The following is a 20,238-nucleotide window of genomic DNA, read 5'->3' on the forward strand; positions in this document are numbered from 1 at the left end:
AGACATGGTCTCGGCTTTCTCCAGAATGTGTCGTCACGGGGTGCAACGGCACTCATTCCTGCGGGTGACGCACCAGGGGTGCGATTCCAGAGAACAACACGGATATGCGTGACGGAGAGTTCGGTCGCCGGCCCGGCACGAATTCAGGACCATCTCACGAGAAGGCGGGAGTCGTCCGGGTGAGGAGCTTGACGATTCGCAGGGCCATGCCCCGCGGCTGGCGCCGGCGCAGCTCCACCATGTCGGCGAGGGCGTGGATGATCTTCAGGCCCCGCCCGCTCTCCGCGTCGGGGTCGACATCCTGCGGTACCACCGAAGCATCGACACCGACCCCGTCGTCGACCACGTCGATGATGCAGCGGTCCTCGTGGATGGTGACTGTCACCTCGTAGTCGGCGCCGCTGTCGGCGTGCTGGACCGCGTTGGCGCACGCCTCACCGACGGCCAGCCCGATGTCGTCGCGGCAGTCCTTGGTGACCGAGAAGACCGCGAGGGCGGCGTCCAGAACCCTGCGGGTCAGCGGCACCGTCGTGGTATCGCGCGGCAGGGATAGCGAAAGCCGGACTTCCATCCCCACGGTGGGCTCCCTTCGCGCGAATCGCTTGCACCGTAAGGGTGCCCCGTGCGCGTAAGGGGGAAACTTACAGTCTGTGCGCAGGAAGGCTCAGGCGGCGGTGCCGACCGGCTGGGGCTCGGCGGCGCGGACGCGGCGGGTGACCACCCGTTCGGCCACGAAAGACAGGAACGGGACGGTTCCCGCCAGCAGCACCAGGACCGTGAAGCCGAGCTTCCAGCGGGCCCGGCGGGCCAGGTCGGCCGCGAGCACCAGATACACCATGTACAGGAAGCCGTGCGCGGGCCCGACGAGCGCCACGATCGTCTCGTTGTCGGTCGTGTACTTCAGCACGGTGCCGACGGTGAGGACGATCAGCAGCACGCCGACGATCCAGGCCACGACCCGGTAGCGGGTGAGAGCGGGCTTGAGGTTCATCCGGGGAAGTCCTTCGGGCGACGGTCGGGATTGGCGGCGAGCCAGGCCAGCATCCGGTTGTACTGCTCCAGCTCCGGATCATCGCCCGGCGGCGCAGCCGGTACCGCGGCCGGGCGTTGGATCCTCAACGGCGCGGGCCCGGGCTTCTGCGGCCGCGTCCCGCGCGCGTCTCGGACGGCCCGCACCCAGAGGAAGACCACGAAGACCGCGAACAGCGGCCACTGGACCGTATAGGCCCAGCTGAGCATGTTCCCGGCGGTCGCGCGCCGGTACTGCCACGCCATGGCGACCAGGCAGACGGCCACCCCGGCGAGCGTCAGGACATGCCCGAGCACCCACCGGGGGGTAAGAAACTGCCGCACAGGTAGGCAGGCTACTCCTGCCGCCGTCAGTCGAAGACCGGGCCCACGGTCCGGGTGCGCTTGATCTCGTAGAAGCCGGGGGTGCCGGCGACCAGGAGCGTGCCGTCCCAGAGGCGACCGGCGGCCTCGCCGCGCGGGCGCGGGGTGACGACCGGGCCGAAGAAGGCGACGGTCGCGCCGTCGGGCCCGGGCACGTGGATCACCGGGGTGCCGACGTCCATGCCTACCGGGTTCATGCCGGCGAAGTGACTCTCCCGCAGCTGCTCGTCGAACTCCGTCGACTCCCCGTACTGCGCCAGGTCGACCGGCAGCCCCGCCTCCACGAGCGCGGCCCGGTAGAGCTCGTCGCCGAGCTCCTGCTTCTCGTGGTGAATCCGGTTCCCCAGAGCGGTATAAAGGGGGCGAAGTACATCATTGCCGAACTTCTGCTCGGCGGCGATGGCGATGCGGACCGGCGCCCAACCCTTTGCCAGACCCTCCTTGTATTGCTCAGGAACGTCGTCGCGACCCTCGTTGAGGATCGAGAGGCTCATCACGTGGAAACGGATGTCCACCGGACGGACCTGCTCGACCTCCAGCAGCCAGCGGGAGGTGATCCAGGCCCACGGGCAGCGCGGGTCGAACCACATGTCGGCGGTGACGCGGTCTTCGGCCATGCCGGTGACCACCTCTCTAGTGAAAGAGTCGGGAACCCGGTTCGATCCTTACGCAACGGCACCGGCCGGTACCACTTGCGACATTGGTGACCTGAGCCACTCCCCCAGTGTCCTCCCTGAGCATGGAACACTCGGGTTGACGCCGTCGACGGGGACGGCCACAGCGAACGACAGGAGACGACACGTGGCCGGTGTACGCAACCTACGCCAGGTTGAAGCGGTCGAGCGGGCCCGCCTGCTCGGCGTCACGGCGTATGACATCAGCCTCGACCTCACCGACGGCGCCGGAAACCCCGGGGAAGGCACGTTCCGGTCGACGAGCGAGGTGCGCTTCTCCTGCCGGGAGCCGGGCGCCACGACGTTCATCGAGGTCGCCGCGGCGGCCGTGCACAGCGCCACGCTCAACGGCGCGCCGGTGGACGTCAGCGACTGGGCCACCGACAAGGGGCTGGCGCTGCCCGGGCTGCAGGCCGACAACGTCCTGGTCGTGGACGCGGAGTTCCCCTACTCGACGACCGGTCAGGGCCTGCACCGCAGCGTCGACCCCGTGGACAAGGAGGTGTACCTCTACAGCCAGTTCGAGACGGCCGACGCCCAGCGCGCCTTCGCCTGCTTCGACCAGCCCGACCTCAAGGCGGAGTTCACCTTCCGGGTGACGGCGCCGAAGCACTGGAAGGTCATCTCCAACATGCCGCTGGAGCGGCAGGAGGGCCTGGTCCGGCACTTCCAGCGCACGCCGCGGATGAGCACCTACATCACCGCCGTGTGCGCGGGGCCCTACCACGAGGTCCGGGACACCCACGACGGCATCGACCTGGGCGTGTTCTGCCGGCAGTCGATGAAGCAGTACCTCGACGCGGACGACATCAACCTCGTCACGAAGCAGGGGTTCGACTTCTTCCACGAGGAGTTCGGCATCCGCTACCCGCTGCCGAAGTACGACCAGGTGTACTCCCCGGAGTTCAACGCCGGCGCGATGGAGAACTTCGGCTGCGTGGTCCACGCCGAGCAGCACTACATCTTCCGCTCGCCGGTCACGGACTTCGAGTACGAGCAGCGGGCCAACACGATCCTGCACGAGCTCGCCCACATGTGGTTCGGCGACCTGGTGACCATGCGCTGGTGGGACGACCTGTGGCTGAACGAGTCGTTCGCCGAGTGGGCCAGCCACTGGTGCAACACCAACGCGACCCGGTTCACCGACGCCTGGACGACATTCCTGTCCGTGCGCAAGAACTGGGGATACCGCCAGGACCAGCTCTCCTCGACGCACCCGGTCTACACCGAGATGCCCGACGTCGAGGCGGTCGAGGTCAACTTCGACGGCATCACCTACGCCAAGGGCGCCAGCGTCATCAAGCAGCTCGTCGCGTACGTGGGCATCGACCCGTTCCGCCGCGGCCTGCGCACCTACTTCCAGCAGCACCAGTGGGGCAACGCCACCTTCGACGACCTGCTCACGGCGCTCGAGTCGGCAAGCGGCAAGGAGCTGCGCAAGTTCGCCGCCCAGTGGCTGGAGACGGCCCAGGTCAACACCCTGCGACCGGAGATCACGACGGCCGCCGACGGCACCTACGAGCGCGTCGTGGTGCGCCAGGAGGCCCCGGCCGCCTATGCGACGCTGCGCACCCACCGCATCGGCGTCGGCCTGTACGACCTGGTCGACAACGCCCTGGTGCGCCGGGACCTGGTGGAGGCCGACGTCGACGGCGAGCAGACCGAGATCGCCGCGCTCGCCGGGGTCCGGGCGGCCGACGTGCTGCTGCTCAACGACGACGACCTCACGTACGCCAAGCTGCGCCTCGACCCGGCCTCGATGGCCGTCGTCGTCGACCACATCGACGGGCTGGACAACTCGCTGGCCCGGGCGCTCGTCTGGTCGGCCTCGTGGGACATGGTCCGCGACGCCGAGCTGGCCGCCCGCGACTACGTCCGGCTCGTCGCGACCGGGCTGCCGCGCGAGCGGGACATCAACCTGGTGACCGCGACCATCCGCCAGGCCCAGTCGGCGCTGGTGTTCTACGCCGACCCGGCGTGGGCACCGCAGGGCTGGACCCAGCTGGCCGAGACCGCCCGCTCGGCGCTGCGCACGGCCGAGGCCGGCAGCGGCTTCCAGCTGGCCTGGGCCCGCTCGTTCGCGGCCGCGGCGCGCAGCGAGGCCGACCTGGCGGTGCTGGCCGGCTGGCTGCGCGGCGAGGACGTCCCGGACGGTCTGAGCATCCAGGCCGACCTGCGCTGGGGCATCCTGCACGCGCTCATCGCCAACGGCGCCGCCGACCCGGCCGAGATCGAGGCCGAGCTCGACCGGGACCGCACGGCCTCCGGCGAGCGCCAGGCCGCGCTGGCCCGGGCCCTGGTCCCGACGGCGGAGTCGAAGGCCGAGACCTGGCGCCGGCTCACCGAGGACCACTCGCTGCCCAACTGGCTGCAGCGCTCGCTGCTGCAGGGCTTCCAGCACTCGGCCCAGACGAAGCTGACCGCGCCGTTCGTGCCGTCCTACTTCGACGCCCTGCTGCCGGTGTGGGAGTCGCGCGACAGCGAGCCGGCGGCCGAGTTCGTCGAGATGGCCTACCCGGCCTACCAGGTGAGCGAGGAGACGGTGGCCCGCACGGAGGCGTGGCTGGCCACGCCGGACACGCCGGCTCCGCTGCGCCGCCTGGTGGGCGAGGGCCGCGACGGCATCGTCCGCGCGCTGAAGGCCCGGGCGAAGGACGCGCAGGCGTCGTAGCCGGTCATGCAGAAGCGCCGCACCCCGTGATCCAGGGGTGCGGCGCTTTGCTGTGCAGCGCTTGCGTGCCTCAGTGCTTGCCGGCGTGGTCGGCCAGCTGGGCCAGGCCGGAGACCAGGCCGCCCGCCAGGTCGCCGCCGCCGAACGCCGCGGCCATCGACAGGGCCGCCAGCTTCGCCGCGCGGTCCGGCAGACGGCGGCGGGCGTCGCCGCCGGTCACGATCTCCAGGACGCGCTGGTTGGGCGAGAGCGCGATGAGCACCGACTCGGCCGGCACGGCGAGCTGGCCGTGCAGCTTCTCCGCGTAGGTGCGGGCCGGCTCTTCGAGGTCGCCGACGTAGATGCTGAACGTCAGCCCGGTCGATGAGTCGGCCAGGCGCAGCGCCTCGTCCAGGCGGAGCAGCTGGCGCGTGGTGAACGGGCCGTTGAGGACCTCGGGCCGGCCCGACAGTCCGCCCGGGCTACCACCTGTCACTTGCGCCTCCGATGACTTGCGGCTGGGACTTCTCGCCCGACCACTCGGTCGCGGTGGTGGCGTCGTCGCCGCCCGCGGTCAGTTCGGCCCGCCGGACCCCGGTCAGCTCACGGGCGCGCGCCAACGCGGCCTGCTGCTCGGGCGCGGCCAGGAACCAGACGGGCGTGAACTCGAACGGCCGCCCGGGCCGGTAGCGCCGGCTACGGCGGGCACCCCCCGCGTAGACGGCGCCCGATATGAGCAGGATGATCGCGACCGGAATTCCGGCGAAGATCAGCGTCGTCTCGATGATGGACAAGCTCAACGCCCCCAGGCGTCGAAGGGACTAAAAGACCGGCTTCACGTTAGCGGGCGGCAATGACCAGCCGGTTGCCGGGGGCCTACCGTCGCAGACATGGACCACACGCGTCAGTATGCCGAATCGCTCGACACCCAGGACCCGATCGGACATTTCCGGTCGAGATTCCACATTCCGGACAGCGATCTGGTGTACTTCGACGGCAACTCCCTGGGCCGCCTGCCCCTCGCCACCCGGGAACGGCTGCGCGACGCCGTCGACCGTGAATGGGGCCACGACCTGATCCGCGGCTGGGACACGTGGATCGATCTCGCCCGGTCCGTCGGCGATCTGCTGGCATCGGGGGTGCTGCACGTTGGCCCCGGCGAGGTGGTGCTCTCGGACTCGACGAGCGTCAACGTCTACAAGCTGGCCGCCGCCGCCCTCGACGCCCGGCCCGGCCGCCACGTGATCGTGACCGACGACGACAACTTCCCCACCGACCGATACCTGCTGGAGGGCCTGGCCGCGGCCCGCGGTCTGGAGCTGCGCCTGGTCGCGACCGATATCGACGCGGGCCTCGATCCGGCGCGGGTGGCGGCGGCCCTGGACGACGACGTCGCCCTGGTCTGCCTGTCGCACGTCGCCTACCGGTCGGGCGCGATCGCGGACATGGTGGCGATCACCACGGCCGCGCACCGGGTGGGCGCCCTCACACTGTGGGATCTCTGCCACTCGGCGGGGGCGGTGCGGGTGCCGCTGCGCGAGTCCGGGGCGGATCTGGCGGTGGGGTGCACGTACAAGTACCTCAACGCCGGCCCGGGCGCTCCCGCGTTCCTGTACGTGCGCGAGGACCTCCAGGCCGGGCTGCGCCAGCCGATCTGGGGCTGGTTCGGCCGCCGGGACCAGTTCGCGATGGCGCCCGGTTACGACCCGGCCCCGTCCATCGACCGGTTCCTGGTGGGTACTCCCCCGGTGCTCGGCGGCTACGCGGCGCAGGAGGGCGCCCGGCTCGTCGCCGAGGCGGGGATCGACGCGCTGGCCGAGAAGGGGGCGCGGCTCACCGACTACGCGATCGCGCTGGCCTCGGAGTGGCTCGGCGACCGGCTGGCGCTGGCCAGCCCCCGGGACTCGGCGGTGCGCGGCAGCCATGTGACGTTCCACTCGCCCGAGGCGTGGCAGCTGTGCCAGGCACTCAAGGCCGCGAACGTGATCCCGGACTTCCGCACCCCCGACCGGCTCCGGATCGGCCTGGCCCCCCTGTACACCCGGTTCGTCGACGTCCACGAGGGCATGAGCCGGCTCCGGTCCATCGTGGAGTCGGGCTCACACCTGTCGTTCGCGGCCACGCTCGGGCGCGTGACGTGATCGCCTATGCGGCCTGGGCCACGCCGTCGATCGGGAGGTCGAGCCAGTCGGCCCAGCGCGGGTCCGGGGTGCGGTGGCCGAGGACGCGCCACGCGACGCCCTTGGGCGCAATGGGGCTGGCATGCAAACGCCAGCCGAGTTCGGCTGGCGTTTTGTCACCTTTGGTGTGGTTGCAGCGGGCGCAGGCGGCTACGACGTTCTCCCAGGCGTGCCGCCCGCCCCGGCTACGTGGCATCACGTGGTCGATGGTCTCGGCCGGCCCGCGACAGTAGGCGCAGCGCCATCCGTCGCGGGCGAATATTCCGCGGCGGGAGAGTCCTATGTGCGTGCGGTACGGCACCCGGACGTAGCGGGTGAGCCGGACCACTGACGGCACCGGCAACTCGTTCATCGCACTGTGCAGGATCCCGTCACCGTCGGCGACGCACACGGCCTTCGACGTCAGGACCAAGATGGTGGCACGTCTGACAGACACGACACACAGCGGCTCGTAGGTGGCATTCAGCACCAGCGCACCCGATACTCGTGCGGGTCGTATGTCAGGCATCGCGCCGTCCCCCTAGTACGTGAAGGAAGTCTCCCTGGAAATGGCCATGTGAGGTCTGCTTGCGAGCCCACCGGCGGTGGTCCGTGGGCTAATCGTCCCTGATAGATCCTCGGATTGCACGTACTATTTGCGGCCGGTGCGTGAACCTTCACCCGCAACCCCGACTTATTTGCGCGGACTTACCCCGGTTCGCCCTGTTTCCCTGCGAGGAGTCAAGTGATCAGCCCCATCGCGATGCCGTTCGAGGAGACGCCCGGCACCCGGCCGAGCTGCGCCGCCGAGTCGGGCCTCTGCGACTTCGTCTACGACCAGACCAAGAACAAATGGCTGGCCGAGAGCAGTTACTGGGTGCTGGTCAAGCCGCTGACGATCATCACGATCATCATCGTGGCCCTGATCATCCGGGCGCTCATCCACCGGGCGATCGACCGCCTGATCAAGCACACGGTGGCCGACAGCGAGAACGGCGGCTCGATCCTGCGCCCCCTGCGCCGGCGGCTGCCCACCCTCGCCGCCCCCTCCGAGCGGCGCAACCAGCGCGCCCGGGCCCTGGGCTCGGTGCTGCGCAGCATCGCCTCGGCCGTCGTGTTCTCGATCGCCACGATGCTGGTGCTGGGCGAGATCGGGATCAACCTCGGCCCGCTGCTGGCCAGCGCCGGCATCGCGGGCCTGGCCATCGGCTTCGGTGCGCAGAACCTGGTGAAGGACTTCATCGCCGGGCTGTTCATGCTGCTGGAGGATCAGTACGGCGTCGGCGACGTGGTGGACGTCGGCGAGGTCACCGGCACCGTGGAGGCCGTCGGCCTGCGCATCACCACCGTCCGCGACGGCACGGGCGTCGTCTGGTACGTCCGCAACGGCGAAATCGTCCGGGTCGGCAACAAGAGCCAGGGCTGGGCCGTCGTGAACATCGACGTCCCGGTGGGCTTCGTCTCCGTCGACCAGGCCACCGCGGTCCTGCAGGAGACGGTCGAGCAGTTCGCCGCCGACGCCGACTTCGCCGACGACTTCATGGACCCGCCGAAGGTCCTGGGCGTCGAGCAGCTGACCGCCGAGGGCGCGGTGCTGCGCGTCACGGTGAAGACGTCGAACGAGGCCCAGTGGCGGATCGGCCGCGAACTGCGCCGCCGCACGACCGACGCTCTGGAGCGGGCCGGCATCACCGCCCAGCTGACCGCCGCCCGCATGTACATCCGCCCGGCCAACGGCGACGAGACGGGCCCGGCCGGCCCGACGTAGGCCGCTTCCCGACGCGGGCCGCCGCTCGAGCGCAGTCGGCTCCGCTGCGGGCCGAAGTGACCGCCCGCAACCAGCGCGTAGGTGCCGAAAAGGTCCGACACTCCGTGATCGGACTTTTCGGACTTATACCCCGGTGCAGTATAAATCTGATAAGTCGAGCGCAGCGCGGCGCGGAGCGCCCGACTTATCGGATCACCTCGATGAACACCACATCGGCGCACTCGAATTTGCCGTACCGCAAACGTTTTCCGGTGTGGCCATACCGCCAGTCCTGTACCGAACGGTGGTATTTGCCCAATCTCGCGGGCATTCGTGATCAACCCGGAGGGTAGGGTCGCGCGTCGGGTGGTCAGTCGGTTATCGTCCGTTCGTTCAGGTGCATCGCTGCACAGTGTCCCGGTCCGCCGCCGTTGACCCCTCTCGGGCGGCAATGTCCGGTTCGGCCGCGCCCACGAACATTTGGCCGTCGCGACCGAGGGAAGGGGGCTCTGCCGGTGTCGAATCCCGCCGAGTCCGCCAAACGCCCCGCGACTATCCGCGAGACGCTCGGCAATCGGGAGTACGCCGCACTGTTCACGGCGCAGGCGCAGTCCAGCCTGGGTGACAACGTGGCCCGGGCGGCGGTGATCGCGCTTGTCTATCGGCAGACGAACTCGCCGATCTGGTCGGCGGCGGCGTTCGCGGTGAGCTACCTGCCGTGGCTGGGCATCGGGGCGGTGCTGTCGGCGTGGGCCGAGCGCCATGCGTATCGGCGGACCATGATCGGCTGTGACCTGATCCGGGCCGCGCTGATGGTGGTGCTGGCCGCGTTCCCCGGGCTGCACATCGGTCTGATCATCGCGCTGCTGTTCGCCAACGCGCTGCTGAGCCCGCCGTTCGACGCTTCCCGCTCGGCGCTGATGCCGCAGCTGCTGCAGGGCGAGCAGTACGTCACCGCGGTCACCCTGACCCGGACCACGGGCCAGGTCGCGCTCATCGCCGGCTACGCGCTCGGCGCCACCCTGGCCGCCTACAACGGCTCCCTCGCGCTGCTGCTCAACGGCGTGACCTTCGCCGTCTCGGCCGGGCTGCTCGCCGTGGCCGTCAAGGAGCGCGAGCCCTCGCTGAAGGTCCACGAGCGCACGCATCTGCTGCGGGAGGCGGTGGACGGATACCGCGTCGTCTTCCGGTCCCCGATCATGCGCTCCATCGCGCTGGTGGTGTTCACCGGCGTCTGCTTCGGGGTGGTGCCCGAAGGGCTGGCCGCGGCGTGGGCCGCCCGCCTGGGCGAGCAGTCCGACTCCTTCGCCTTCGGCGCCATCATGACCGCCGCCGCCGCCGGGTTCGTGATCGGCAGCGCGCTCGTCACCTGGTTCCTGCCCCCGCAGCGCCGGGTCGCGCTGATCCGGCCCATGGCGCTCATCACACCGCTGGCGCTGGTCCCGGGCCTGTTCGACCCGAGCCTGCCGGTGATCGTCGTGATGACGGTGTTCGCCGGGGCCTCCCTCGCCATCACGCTTCCGGCCGGCAACGGGCTGTTCGTGCAGGTGCTGCCACCGTCCTACCGGGCCCGCGCCTTCGGGGTCATGCAGAGCGGCGTGCACCTGCTGCAGGGCGGCTCGATCGTGCTCACCGGCTGGCTGGCGACCTACTACCCGCTCCCGGACGTCGTCGGCTACTTCGGGATCTTCGGTCTCGGCGTCACAGTCCTGATCATCGCCGCCTGGCCGGCCAAGGCGACGATCGCCGACGCCATCGCGGCCAACAAGGTGCGGGTCGCGGCCGAGCAGTACGCCGCGGCCGACAACAAGAACGTCGAGGACCTCGGCGAGGTCACGATCGACCTGGCCCGGGTACCGCTGCCGCCGCGCCGCCGCCCCTCCCCCGGCCCGTCGGCCCGCCGTGAGCCGCCGATGACCGACCCGGCCGAGCGCACTGTGGACCTCAGCGAGCGGACCACGGACCTGGGTGGCCTCCCGCCCGCACCGCCCTCACAGGCCGCGCGGCATAGTTGATGGCGTGACGTCCCCCAACTTCTACGAGCTCGTCGGCGGCGAGCCGACATTCCGCAAACTGGTGGATGAGTTCTACGCCGGTGTTGCCGAAGACCCGATCCTGCGGCCTTTGTACCCGGAAGAGGACCTCGGCCCCGCCAACGAGCGGTTCCGGCTCTTCCTGATGCAGTACTGGGGCGGCCCGACGACGTATTCGGAGAACCGCGGCCACCCGCGGCTGCGCATGCGCCACGCGCCCTTCCGGATCGCCTCGGCCGAACGGGACGCCTGGCTGCGGCAGATGCGCCGGGCGGTCGACGCGATCGCGCTGCCACCGGAGCAGGAGGCCACGCTGTGGAACTACCTGGAGCACGCGGCCAACTTCATGGTCAATGCCGAGGACCCGAACGAATCGGACAATCGGACTATTCCGGTACTTTAGGGTTGTTTGCGTTTCCTTTCGCCACGTTTCGCGTTGTCTTGTCTATGTGCCGCCGTGTCCGGGCGGCCGAGTCCAGCTCGACGAAACGACCGAGGAGACGCCTGCATGCGCCGACGCCTGATCGCCGCTGCCGCCACAGCCATTGCCGCTTTCGCGGTCGCCATCCCCGCCTCCGCCGCGCTCAACCAGCAAGCCCAGGTGTCGATCAACCCGGTCGACTACACCCCGAACGTCACCGACGGCGAGGTCCGGGCCTTTGCACTCGTCGGTGACACGGTGGTGGTGGGCGGCGACTTCAATACCGTCACCGATGCCGCGGGCAAGGTGAAGTACAACCGGAAGAATCTCTTTGCCTATCGCGCTTCGACAGGTGAGGTCCTGCCGTTCGCGCCGCAGCCCGACGCCCCGGTGTTGACGCTGGCCGGCGGGCCGAACAACACCGTCTACGCGGGCGGCAGTTTCAAGCGCATCGCGGGCGGTGACGAGCGCGGCCTGGCCCAGCTCAACCTGGCCGACGGCAACCGGGTCCCGGCGTTCACGGCCGCCATCAACTGGGGCGACAGCCGCAGCGTGATCGCCCAGGGCCCGTGGCTGTACGTGGCCGGCTCCTTCAGCGCCATCGGCGCCACCACCCGGACCGGCCTGGCCCGGCTGAACGCCACGACCGGCGCCGTCGACCCGGCCTTCGACATGAAGCTGGCCGCGCCGCACCTGAGCCGCGTCAAGCTCGAGGACCTCGCCCTGACCCCGGACGGCACCCGGCTGGCCGCGGTCGGCGCGGTCGAGCAGGCGGCCGGGCAGTGGCGGGCGCAGGTCGTCATGATCGACATGCCGAACGGCGGCCCGGTGCGCCTGGCCGACTGGTACACCGACGCGTACGCCCACGAGTGCCGGGCGGGCTTCGAGACCTACCTGCGCGGCATCGACTTCGACCCGACGGGCACCTACGCCACGATCGTGTCGACCGGCCGCAAGTGGGGCGACCACCTGATGTGCGACACCGCCGCCCGCTTCGACCTGCGCGGGACGGGCCTGCACAAGCCGCTCTGGGTGAACTGGACGGGCGGGGACTCGCTGTACTCCGTCGCCGACACGGGCGCCGCGGTGTACGTGGGCGGCCACCAGCGCTGGATGGACAACCCGGAGGGCAAGGAGACGGCCGGCCCCGGTGCGGTCGCCCGGCCGGGCATCGCGGCCATCAACCCGCAGACCGGCAAGGCCACGGACTGGAACCCGAAGCGCAACCCGCGCGGCATCGGCGCCCGCGCCCTCCTGGCGACCCCGCAGGGCCTGCTGGTGGGCTCGGACACGGAGCGGATCGGCAACGAGTACCACGGCCGCCTGGCGCTGCTGCCGGTGTCCTGACTCGACAGTACGGAAAAGGCCCCGTCCGCTTGGACGGGGCCTTTTCGCATGGGGTGACTGATGGGATTTGAACCCACGACACCCGGGACCACAACCCGGTGCTCTGCCAACTGAGCTACAGCCACCATGAACTCGCCCGCTAATAGTAGGGCATGGGGAGTGGGATTCGTCGACAGGGTTATGACGCGTTCGTGTCGCTTTCCCGGCTCAACTCGGCCGCGATCCCCTTGGCGGTCTCGACGTCCGGGCCGGGCAGGGGCACGAACAGCGTGCGGCGGTAGTACTCCAGCTCGCGGATGCTCTCGCGGATGTCGGCAAGCGCCCGGTGCGCGAGGCCCTTCGGCGGCTGCCCGAAGTACACGCGCGGGTACCAGCGGCGGCACAGCTCTTTGATCGAGGACACGTCGATCATCCGGTAGTGCAGATGGTGATCGAGTCGCGGCATGTCGCGGGCCAGGAAGCCGCGGTCGGTGGCGATCGAGTTGCCGCACAGCGGTGCGGTGCGCGGATCGCGGACGTGCTCCGTGATGTACGACATGATGAGGTCCTCGGCCTCGGCCACCGTGGTCGTGGAGGCCCGCACGGCTTCGGTGAGGCCCGACTTGCGGTGCATGTCGCGCACCACATCGAGCATCCCGTCCAGTGCCGCGTCGTCGGCGTGGATCACCACGTCGACGCCCTCGCCGAGCACGTTGAGATCCGGGTCGGTCACCAGCGCTGCGACTTCGATCAGCGCGTCCTTCCCCAGATCGAGCCCTGTCATCTCACAGTCGATCCAGACCAAAAGATCACCCACATCGGACAGCCTAGTGTTCATCTGACCGACTTCTCACTCCTCGGCCCGGGCAACCACCCAGACTCCGCCTTGTCGTTACCAAATTCTGGCTCCGATGTGGCGTGCATCACTCAGCGCGCGGCGGTTCCGGACTCAGCGGTGTCCTCGCTGACGGCCAGCGGCGCCCAGGTGAACTGGAGCTCGATGTTGGGCATCGCCGGCAGCGGGGGCAGGTCGATCGGGCCGTGGTCGTCGAAGTCGGCGTCGAGCGGGGCCGGACGGTCCAGCTCGCACTCGACGAGCAGGGGGTCCTCGGCCTTCGCCCCGGCCTCTTCGATCGTCCCGGCCTCTTCGATCGTTCCGGCCGGCTCGACCGGCGCCGGCTCGGCTTCGGCGTCCGCCGCGGCCAGGACGTCGGCCAGGGTGGCCATGACCCGCTCGTTCGCCACCACGCGGGCCGCCGCTTCCGGCTCCTCCGGCGTGGCCTCGTCCTCGTCGGAGGTGGGCTGGGCCGGCAGGACGGGCAGCGGGGCCGGCTCGGAACCGCCCGCGGCGACGGCCGCCGGGCGGCCCTGCGGCCAGGCCAGCGTGACGAGGGCCAGGAAGAACAGCGCGGCGCCGAGCATGAGCAGGCCGCCGGTGGTGGGGGCGAGCCAGGCGGGAGCCAGCCGGGCGGTGATGGCGGCGTCGACGCCGGCCGTACCGTCGGCGCGCATCACCACGAGCGCGAGGTGCTTGCCCCGCATGGCCGAGGGCGACCACGTGATCCGGGCCACACCCGCCTTCAGCTCGCTGCGCCCGGTCCAGAACTTCTCCGCTGCCGGGCCCTTGGCTTCGGCCCCGGTCGCGGCCCCACCCAGGGCGGGCGGCACTGCGGCGGCCGGCGGAGCGGCGGCGGCCGGAGGGGCTACGGCGGCGGGGTCGACCGGAGCGGCGGGATCGGCCGGCGGCGGGGGTGCCGCGTCGCCGGTGACGGCTGTCTGGTTCGCGGTGCGGGCGGCGGCCTCGGTGGCCAGCTCGACCGGGAGCGGGCCGCGGGCCAGGCGGACGCGGCTGACGCGGGCGTAGGAGTGCCCGTCGAGGTAGCGGCGGACGGCCGCCTCAGGGCCGAGCCCGATGAAGAGCGGGCCGCCGGACCCGACCGCCGACAGGCTGAGCGTGGTCTGCCCACCCCGCGCGAACGGCGCGTCGGTCCGCAGCAGCGCATCGACGTCGGTCACGACCACGGCGTCGCCGTCGGTGCGCACGCGCTCCAGACGAGCCGTGAACGTGTCGTCGTCCGCGCGATGCTCCATGGCCATCAGGAGTCCGCCACCGGCGAGAGCCAGCGGCACCGCGATGAGCAGCAGCAGCGCGCCGACACCCGCCCGAACCAGACGCACGACCATGGCAGCGGCCCCTCTTCCCCCCGGCATTACAGGGCCGACATTACCGGCAATTCGGGCGCATACTGCGCGTATCGGTCGGAAACACAGAACGTGGCGGCAGATGTACTACTTCACGGGCACCTGCACCGTGACGGTGGTCTGGTTGAGGTCGTCGACCCGGGCCGTGAACTTGAACTCCCAGGTGCCCGCGGACACCAGCGAGATCTGGCCGATCGCGTGGTCGTCGCTGATCCCGAGCATCGGCACGGTCAGCGGCTCGATGCCCTTGCTGGCCAGTGCGGCGGTCGCCTTCCACTCGACGACCGTCTGCGGCCCGGAGCCGTCGGGCTTGACCGCGTACACATGGATCGAGTTCTGACCGACAGTGGCCGGCGAGATGTCCACCTGGAGCTTGAGCAGGCTCGTCGAGACCACGGTGTCGAAGGGTCCGGGCGGTGCGTCGCCCTGCCCGGCGCGGGCCGGGCTGGTCTGGACCAGCACCGAGGTCATGAGCAGCACGACGACGGCGATCCCGACCTCGGCGATGACAGCCGTCCGCAGCCGGCGCCGGTCGCGGTCCTCGATCGCCGGCGGCTCGGCCGGCTCGTCGTCCTCGTCCTCGTCGGGCTCGTCGTCCTCGGTGGCCGCGACCACCGGCGGCGGGGCGAATCTGCGGTTCGTGATGCTGCGGGAGTACGCCGCGACGCCCACCACGACCGCCAGCAGCGCCACCTTGATCATGACGATCTGGCCGTAGAGGGTGCCGGTCAGCGCGTCGAGGGTGCCGATCTCCACGAGCGCCTGCGCGGTGCCCGCCAGCACCAGGACGGTGATCGCGAACAGTGCCCAGCCCGACCACACCGGCACGATCGCGGCCAGCTCCCGGGCGTTGGCCCGGCGCAGCAGGAAGCCGAACAGCATCACCAGACCGCCGAGCCAGATCGACATCGACGCGAGGTGGGCGGCGTCGGCGACGACGGTGAGCGTCGGCACCGGCGAGGCGCTGGGGTGCCCGGAGATCGGCCAGGTCGCCAGGCCGACGATGCCCAGGATGACCAGGAGCGTCTGGTCGACCTTGCTCGCGCGGCCCGAGATGACCGGGCGCAGCAGGATGACCGTGGCCAGCACGACGCCCAGGCGGACCAGGTGCGCGGCCCCGAACGGCGTGCCCAGGACCTCCGAGGCCGCCGCGCCGCTCGCATCGAACAGCGACGTTCCGGCGGTGTAGGGGATCTGGAGGTACAGCTCCAGGATCGTGCTCAGGGCGAGCACTCCGGCACCGACGAGCGCCAGCCGGCCGGGGTCGCGGGTGGAGAGCCGGCGCGGCCAGAGCGCGAACAGGATGAGCGTGGGCCCGACGAGCAGGACGAGGCCGGCGAACCCGAGGAAGCGGGCGGCCGACATGGTGTTCTTGACCACCTGGTCGGTGGTGGTGTCGGCGTTGCCGTTCGCGTTCGCGTTGGGCGTGGCCGAGGGCTGGCCGTAGGAGAAGCTGTAGCCGCCGGCGACGGGGTGGCTGTCGGCCGAGATGACGCGGTAGCTGACGAGGTACGTGCCCTTGGGTCCGCCGGACTTCAGGGGGATCACGAGTTCCTGGTCGCGCACGGCGGGCTTGCCGGTGTCGGCCCGGCTGCCGTCCGGCGCGGTGACCTTGATCTTGTCGGTGACCAGGCGGACCTGCTCGCTGAAGCTGAGCGTGACCTCGCCGGGGAGCTGGTCGAGCACGGTCCCGGCGACCGGCGCGGTCTTCTCGAGCTCCGCGTGGGCGCTGGCGGGCCCGGCGGGCAGCACGAGGATGGCCAGAGCGCCGAGGAGCATCGCCAGGGGTACGGACCATCTGCGGTGGTTCATGAGCTCATGATTTCGCGCCGGTCATTGTGAGATGGTCGCGGGTGGGCCCCGAAAAGTTCCCGGTGACTTTGTGTAGCCAGGAATGGACGGCCCGCGATTTGTCATACCCTCGCGATAGAGTCTGGGCATGACGACGACGCGCCTCGAGCCCGGCGACGCGGCTCCTGACTTCACGCTGCAGACGGATCAGGACGAGCCCCTGTCGCTCGCTGACCTGCGCGGGCGCAAGGTTGTGCTCTACGCCTACCCGGCCGCGATGACCCCCGGCTGCACGAAGCAGGCCTGCGACTTCCGCGACAACCTGGCGTCGCTGCAGGCGGCCGGCTACGAGGTCGTCGGGATCTCGCCGGACTCCCCGGCGAAGCTGGCGAAGTTCCGCGAGCGCGACGCGATCACGTTCCCGCTCGTGTCGGACCCCGACCGGGCCGTCCTGCGGGCCTACGGGGCTTACGGGGAGAAGCAGAACTACGGCCGGACGATCCTGGGCGTCATCCGCTCGACCTTCGTGATCGACGAGAAGGGGCAGATCGAGCGGGCGATGTACAACGTGCGGGCCACAGGGCACGTCGCCAAGCTGCGCAAGGATCTCGGGCTGGACGGCTAGGTTCCGGATTCGACCCTCTACCCGAGGCAGAGCCGCGCGGTGTGCGCCGCTCATGCATTGGTGAAGCCCGGTGGAGTATCCATCCACCGGGCTTCGGCTTGCCGCCCAATTGCTCACGCCGGCGACGTTTGAAGAACGAAGATCAGATTCTGACGTCGCGCTCTGCGATTGAGCTATCGGCCCATGGAGAGGACCGAGCGGGAGTTGAACCCGCAACCTCGACGACTGGCGTCCCGTTCGATTGATCCGGCGTTCGGCGGCGAATGCTCAGACTGGAGCGAGAAGTTGAGTTTGTGTTTCGGCTCCCGCGGCCGCCTCTGCCATTGGGCTACACCGCCGTGTTGATGGCGGCGGAAGGAATCGAACCTCCACGTTGACACCGCGCGCACCTGTCAAACTGAGCCTCAGGTTCAGTCTGCGCTCCTTGCGCACCACCGATCCTAGATCCAACCCCGGCCACGGCCAAGCGAGTTATCAGGCGCCGAAGAGGTAGCGGAAGACCTTCTCGCCGGTCTCCTGCTCGACCACGGCGACGCCGTTGGCCTCCTCGCGGGCGAACTTCACCGCCGCCTGGAGCTTCTCGACGCGCTCGACGAGCTCGTTCACGCGCTTGGCCGGCATGGCGCCGGAGAACTTCACGGTCTTCCAGTAGCCGACCACCACGTCCTCGTAATACACCTCGACCTGGGCCGGGTGCTTCTCGGTGGCCTCGGCCTTGACGTGGTTGCGCGGGATCTTCTTCGTCCGGGTGGTCTGGGTCGGCTCCGTGGCGTAGGTGTCGGCCGAGGCGTCGTAGACCCAGCTCTCGGCGGCGTCGAGGATCGGGAGCTTCCGCACGAACGTGAGCATGTCGGCCAGCTGCTTCTCCAGGAAGAGCAGGTAGGACACGGGCACCTCGCGCAGGAGGACCTCACCGTCGACGGTGACGTCCGCGCGGGCCACGCAGTTCGTCCAGTCCTTGGTGGCGGTCACGTCGAACAGGCGGGTGAGGATGGTCGCGGTCTGGCGGAGGACCTCCTCGGCCTTGACCTGGACGCGGGTCGACTCCGGCGGGAGTTGCTCGCCCTCTTCGTCCTTCGGACGGTAGGTGCGGGAGATGCCGGCCAGCAGCGGCTGCTTCTGCAGGTTGTGGTGAGCCTCGGTGAGCTCCTGGAACGAGCGTGACTTCACGCCCTTCTCGACTGCGATGATCTGATTCAGCTTCGTCATAATGCGCACGAGTGTACGAGGTTGATCACAGCCCTTTTTCGGTTTTTTCGCCGCCCTTGGGCTGGGACACTGCGTGCACTCAGCGCGTCCACTCGGGGCGATGCACTCACCGCGTGCCGAGCTCGTGGGGCCGGTGAGAGTCGAACTCACACTGGCATGGACCTAAACCATGTGCCTCTGCCATTGGGCTACGGCCCCGCGCAACCGAGAGACACAATACTCAGGCCAGGCGCGTGATCTCCACCGTGACTCCCAGGTGCTTGCTGGGGGCGCCGTGATAGACGCCGCGTAGTGGAGGTACGTCGTCGTAGTCACGGCCCCGGGCGACGACGACGTGGCGCGGGCCGACGGGAACGCCGTTCGTCGGATCGAAGCCGGTCCACTCCCCCGCCCACCACTCGACCCAGGCGTGGCTCTGCCCGGCGACCGTCTCGCCGACCTCGGCCGCGACCTTCGGGTGCAGGTAGCCGGAGACGTACCGGGCCGGGATCCCCCGGGCTCGCAGCAGCCCCACGGTGAGGTGCGCGATGTCCTGGCAGACGCCCTTGCGCAGGTCCCACGCCTCCTGGGCGCTCGTCTGCACGCCGGTGGAGCCGGGCACGTACGCGACCTGGTCGCGCACCCAGTGCGAGATGGCCTCGGCGGACTCCGTCGGGTCGCTCGAGCCGGCCGCCGACCAGGCGTCCTCGACAAGCTCCGGCGCGACGGCGGTGAGCCGGGACGAGGCCAGGAACTCGGCGTGCGCGTCCACGACGGCGTCGGTGTCGAGGTTGGCCCAGCCGAGGAAGAGCGCCGGCGCCGGGGGCGGCGTGACCTCGACCAGGCTGCTGGAGACCACGCGCAACTGCTGGTGCGGGCGGTGCAGGTCGAAGGCGGTGACCTGGGTGGCCCAGTAGTCGTGGTAGCGGTACGTCGTCGCACCGGGCGTCACTTCGACCTGGCTGAAGAGCGTCGTCTGCCACGGGAGGGTCAGCGGGGTGAGCCGGGCCTCGTTGTACGAGGCCGAGACCGAGCCCGCGTACTCGTAGCCGGTGACGTGGCGGATCTTGAGGCGCCAGTTCATGAACCACCCCATGCGACGGTGCCCCAGGTGACGGGCGTGGACTGCGGGAAGTACCGGGCGGTGATCGCGGCGCTGGCCGTGGCGCAGGTCTGCTGGAGCGCCCCCAGGTGCTGCGGGAGCTCGGCGAGCAGGGTCGTCGTGTCGGCGTACTCCAGACGCGTGCGGATCTGTCCGATCGGCCGGCGGGCGGCATCGGTGACACCCGCCCGCTCGGTGGTGGGTGCAAGATCTATAAGGCATTGTTCGGCGGTACCGAGAGCATGCAGCGCGGATCGCGGAAACAGGCGGTCGAGCAGCAGGAACTCGGTCACCCGCTGCGGATCGAAGGTGCCTCCGTGCGTGCGCAGGAACGCCTCATCGGCACCGCAGGAGCGCAGCACGGTACGCCAGCCGGTGACCTCGTCGGAGGTGTGCGTCTGGATCGACAGCAGCCGCGCGGTCATGTCGACCCGCTCCAGGCTGCGCCCGAGCACCAGGAACCGCCAGCCGTCGTCGCGGCTCATCGTCGACTCGGCCAGGCCGGCCAGCACCGCCGCCCGCTCGCGCACGTAGCTCAGGAACACCGTCGGCCCGAGGCGCTCGGCCGCGACCCGGCGGGAGGCGAGCGTGTGCCAGGTGACGTTGAGGCACTCCCACATCTCGCTGGAGATCGTCTCGCGCACACCGCGGGCGTTGTCCCGGGCCGCCACGATCGCGCCGGATATCGCGCTCGGGTCCTCGGCGTCGAACGCGAGGAGCTCGAGGACGTCTCCGGTCGTGAGGCGGCGGTCCTGCGGTATCGGGGCGCCGAGGATCGACATGAGGCTGCGGCAGGCCCCGTCCTCGTCGGCCCACGGGTCCTCGAGCAGCCGCCCCAGGAACGCGTCGAGAATCCGGGCGGTGTCGTCGGCCCGTTCGATGTAGCGGCCGATCCAGAACAGGGACTCGGCGATACGACTGAGCATCC

20 protein-coding genes and 2 tRNA genes are annotated in these 20,238 nt (G+C 70.0%); 7 read left to right on the forward strand and 15 right to left on the reverse strand.

Going from position 1 to position 20,238, the window contains the following annotated elements:
* Positions 1–154: 154 nt before the first annotated feature.
* The 4 genes from Dvina_RS47965 to Dvina_RS47980 form a co-directional block, all read right to left on the reverse strand.
* Positions 155–571 carry an ATP-binding protein gene (locus tag Dvina_RS47965; RefSeq protein WP_246656682.1) on the reverse strand — a complete coding sequence of 139 codons (417 nt, stop codon included), beginning with the start codon at positions 569–571 and terminating at the stop codon, positions 155–157.
* 93 nt (positions 572–664) lie between these two features.
* Complete coding sequence (locus Dvina_RS47970) at positions 665–991, reverse strand: DUF3817 domain-containing protein (RefSeq protein ID WP_223098477.1); 327 nt, start codon at positions 989–991, stop codon at positions 665–667.
* Entirely contained in the window at positions 988–1,353 is a 366-nt protein-coding gene (locus tag Dvina_RS47975; RefSeq protein WP_223098480.1) for a hypothetical protein, read from the reverse strand. The genes Dvina_RS47970 and Dvina_RS47975 overlap by 4 nt, the downstream gene beginning before the upstream one ends.
* A 26-nt stretch (positions 1,354–1,379) precedes the next feature.
* Complete coding sequence (locus Dvina_RS47980; protein ID WP_223098482.1) at positions 1,380–2,009, reverse strand: DsbA family protein; 630 nt, start codon at positions 2,007–2,009, stop codon at positions 1,380–1,382.
* Between the two features lie 184 nt (positions 2,010–2,193).
* Between Dvina_RS47980 and pepN the strand changes: the two genes are divergently transcribed.
* Positions 2,194–4,737, forward strand: coding sequence for an aminopeptidase N (pepN, locus tag Dvina_RS47985; protein ID WP_246655793.1), 2,544 nt, complete (start codon positions 2,194–2,196; stop codon positions 4,735–4,737).
* Between the two features lie 70 nt (positions 4,738–4,807).
* Here pepN and Dvina_RS47990 read toward each other — a convergent pair whose 3' ends face one another.
* Together Dvina_RS47990 and ctaJ are read right to left on the reverse strand one after the other, a co-directional pair.
* Positions 4,808–5,212: a DUF5130 family protein gene (locus Dvina_RS47990; RefSeq protein ID WP_223098488.1), complete on the reverse strand. Its 405-nt coding sequence runs from the start codon at positions 5,210–5,212 to the stop codon at positions 4,808–4,810.
* Entirely contained in the window at positions 5,199–5,510 is a 312-nt protein-coding gene (gene ctaJ / locus Dvina_RS47995; protein ID WP_223098490.1) for an aa3-type cytochrome oxidase subunit CtaJ, read from the reverse strand. The genes Dvina_RS47990 and ctaJ overlap by 14 nt, the downstream gene beginning before the upstream one ends.
* Positions 5,511–5,606: 96 nt before the next feature.
* Between ctaJ and kynU the strand changes: the two genes are divergently transcribed.
* Positions 5,607–6,857 carry a kynureninase gene (gene kynU / locus Dvina_RS48000; protein ID WP_223098492.1) on the forward strand — a complete coding sequence of 417 codons (1,251 nt, stop codon included), beginning with the start codon at positions 5,607–5,609 and terminating at the stop codon, positions 6,855–6,857.
* 4 nt (positions 6,858–6,861) lie between these two features.
* Here kynU and Dvina_RS48005 read toward each other — a convergent pair whose 3' ends face one another.
* Positions 6,862–7,404, reverse strand: coding sequence for an HNH endonuclease (locus Dvina_RS48005; RefSeq protein WP_223098494.1), 543 nt, complete (start codon positions 7,402–7,404; stop codon positions 6,862–6,864).
* Between the two features lie 216 nt (positions 7,405–7,620).
* Here Dvina_RS48005 and Dvina_RS48010 point away from each other — a divergent pair, with 216 nt between their 5' ends.
* The 4 genes from Dvina_RS48010 (at position 7,621) to Dvina_RS48025 (ending at position 12,423) form a co-directional block, all read left to right on the forward strand.
* Complete coding sequence (locus tag Dvina_RS48010) at positions 7,621–8,643, forward strand: mechanosensitive ion channel family protein (RefSeq protein WP_246655794.1); 1,023 nt, start codon at positions 7,621–7,623, stop codon at positions 8,641–8,643.
* Positions 8,644–9,137: 494 nt separating this feature from the next.
* The gene (locus Dvina_RS48015) at positions 9,138–10,637 is read left to right on the forward strand and encodes an MFS transporter (RefSeq protein ID WP_223098496.1); all 1,500 of its coding nucleotides are present in this window, start codon (positions 9,138–9,140) and stop codon (positions 10,635–10,637) included.
* Positions 10,630–11,058: a globin gene (locus tag Dvina_RS48020; RefSeq protein WP_380031217.1), complete on the forward strand. Its 429-nt coding sequence runs from the start codon at positions 10,630–10,632 to the stop codon at positions 11,056–11,058. Before Dvina_RS48015 ends, Dvina_RS48020 begins: the two co-directional genes overlap by 8 nt.
* A gap of 105 nt (positions 11,059–11,163) precedes the next feature.
* Positions 11,164–12,423, forward strand: a complete 1,260-nt coding sequence (locus tag Dvina_RS48025) for a delta-60 repeat domain-containing protein (protein WP_223098499.1) — start codon at positions 11,164–11,166, stop codon at positions 12,421–12,423.
* A 49-nt stretch (positions 12,424–12,472) separates the two neighbouring features.
* On the opposite strand, the gene Dvina_RS48030 is transcribed toward Dvina_RS48025, so the two are convergent.
* From Dvina_RS48030 to Dvina_RS48045, 4 genes are all read right to left on the reverse strand, one after another.
* A tRNA-His gene (locus Dvina_RS48030) sits at positions 12,473–12,548 on the reverse strand.
* A gap of 53 nt (positions 12,549–12,601) precedes the next feature.
* Positions 12,602–13,186, reverse strand: a complete 585-nt coding sequence (gene orn / locus Dvina_RS48035) for an oligoribonuclease (protein ID WP_246656683.1) — start codon at positions 13,184–13,186, stop codon at positions 12,602–12,604.
* A 143-nt stretch (positions 13,187–13,329) separates the two neighbouring features.
* Entirely contained in the window at positions 13,330–14,586 is a 1,257-nt protein-coding gene (locus tag Dvina_RS48040) for a hypothetical protein (protein WP_223098501.1), read from the reverse strand.
* A gap of 105 nt (positions 14,587–14,691) precedes the next feature.
* Positions 14,692–16,416 carry a copper resistance CopC/CopD family protein gene (locus Dvina_RS48045; RefSeq protein WP_223098502.1) on the reverse strand — a complete coding sequence of 575 codons (1,725 nt, stop codon included), beginning with the start codon at positions 16,414–16,416 and terminating at the stop codon, positions 14,692–14,694.
* Between the two features lie 127 nt (positions 16,417–16,543).
* On the opposite strand from Dvina_RS48045, the gene bcp reads away from it, so the two are divergent.
* A complete protein-coding gene (gene bcp / locus Dvina_RS48050; RefSeq protein ID WP_223098503.1) occupies positions 16,544–17,020 on the forward strand; it encodes a thioredoxin-dependent thiol peroxidase in 477 nt (158 codons plus the stop codon).
* Between the two features lie 474 nt (positions 17,021–17,494).
* On the opposite strand, the gene Dvina_RS48055 is transcribed toward bcp, so the two are convergent.
* The 4 genes from Dvina_RS48055 to Dvina_RS48070 form a co-directional block, all read right to left on the reverse strand.
* Positions 17,495–18,229, reverse strand: a complete 735-nt coding sequence (locus Dvina_RS48055; protein WP_223098504.1) for a DUF7873 family protein — start codon at positions 18,227–18,229, stop codon at positions 17,495–17,497.
* Between the two features lie 125 nt (positions 18,230–18,354).
* A tRNA-Leu gene (locus Dvina_RS48060) sits at positions 18,355–18,427 on the reverse strand.
* A gap of 22 nt (positions 18,428–18,449) precedes the next feature.
* Complete coding sequence (locus tag Dvina_RS48065) at positions 18,450–19,292, reverse strand: transglutaminase family protein (RefSeq protein WP_223098506.1); 843 nt, start codon at positions 19,290–19,292, stop codon at positions 18,450–18,452.
* Complete coding sequence (locus Dvina_RS48070; protein WP_223098508.1) at positions 19,289–20,236, reverse strand: alpha-E domain-containing protein; 948 nt, start codon at positions 20,234–20,236, stop codon at positions 19,289–19,291. Before Dvina_RS48070 ends, Dvina_RS48065 begins: the two co-directional genes overlap by 4 nt.
* Between the last annotated feature and the right edge of the window lie 2 nt (positions 20,237–20,238).

Source organism: Dactylosporangium vinaceum (assembly GCF_019904175.1).
Lineage (GTDB): Bacteria > Actinomycetota > Actinomycetes > Mycobacteriales > Micromonosporaceae > Dactylosporangium > Dactylosporangium vinaceum.

What these genes read in the sequence shown, in the direction of transcription:
- Dvina_RS48055 (WP_223098504.1), bottom strand. Translation starts at nt 18,229, where the DNA reads ATGACGAAGCTGAATCAGATCATCGCAGTCGAGAAGGGCGTGAAGTCA.
- Dvina_RS47970 (WP_223098477.1), bottom strand. Translation starts at nt 991, where the DNA reads ATGAACCTCAAGCCCGCTCTCACCCGCTACCGGGTCGTGGCCTGGATC.
- Dvina_RS47980 (WP_223098482.1), bottom strand. Translation starts at nt 2,009, where the DNA reads ATGGCCGAAGACCGCGTCACCGCCGACATGTGGTTCGACCCGCGCTGC.
- Dvina_RS48005 (WP_223098494.1), bottom strand. Translation starts at nt 7,404, where the DNA reads ATGCCTGACATACGACCCGCACGAGTATCGGGTGCGCTGGTGCTGAAT.
- kynU (WP_223098492.1), top strand. Translation starts at nt 5,607, where the DNA reads ATGGACCACACGCGTCAGTATGCCGAATCGCTCGACACCCAGGACCCG.
- Dvina_RS48025 (WP_223098499.1), top strand. Translation starts at nt 11,164, where the DNA reads ATGCGCCGACGCCTGATCGCCGCTGCCGCCACAGCCATTGCCGCTTTC.
- Dvina_RS48065 (WP_223098506.1), bottom strand. Translation starts at nt 19,292, where the DNA reads ATGAACTGGCGCCTCAAGATCCGCCACGTCACCGGCTACGAGTACGCG.
- Dvina_RS48040 (WP_223098501.1), bottom strand. Translation starts at nt 14,586, where the DNA reads ATGGTCGTGCGTCTGGTTCGGGCGGGTGTCGGCGCGCTGCTGCTGCTC.
- Dvina_RS47965 (WP_246656682.1), bottom strand. Translation starts at nt 571, where the DNA reads ATGGAAGTCCGGCTTTCGCTATCCCTGCCGCGCGATACCACGACGGTG.
- bcp (WP_223098503.1), top strand. Translation starts at nt 16,544, where the DNA reads ATGACGACGACGCGCCTCGAGCCCGGCGACGCGGCTCCTGACTTCACG.
- orn (WP_246656683.1), bottom strand. Translation starts at nt 13,186, where the DNA reads ATGACAGGGCTCGATCTGGGGAAGGACGCGCTGATCGAAGTCGCAGCG.
- Dvina_RS48045 (WP_223098502.1), bottom strand. Translation starts at nt 16,416, where the DNA reads ATGAACCACCGCAGATGGTCCGTACCCCTGGCGATGCTCCTCGGCGCT.
- Dvina_RS48070 (WP_223098508.1), bottom strand. Translation starts at nt 20,236, where the DNA reads ATGCTCAGTCGTATCGCCGAGTCCCTGTTCTGGATCGGCCGCTACATC.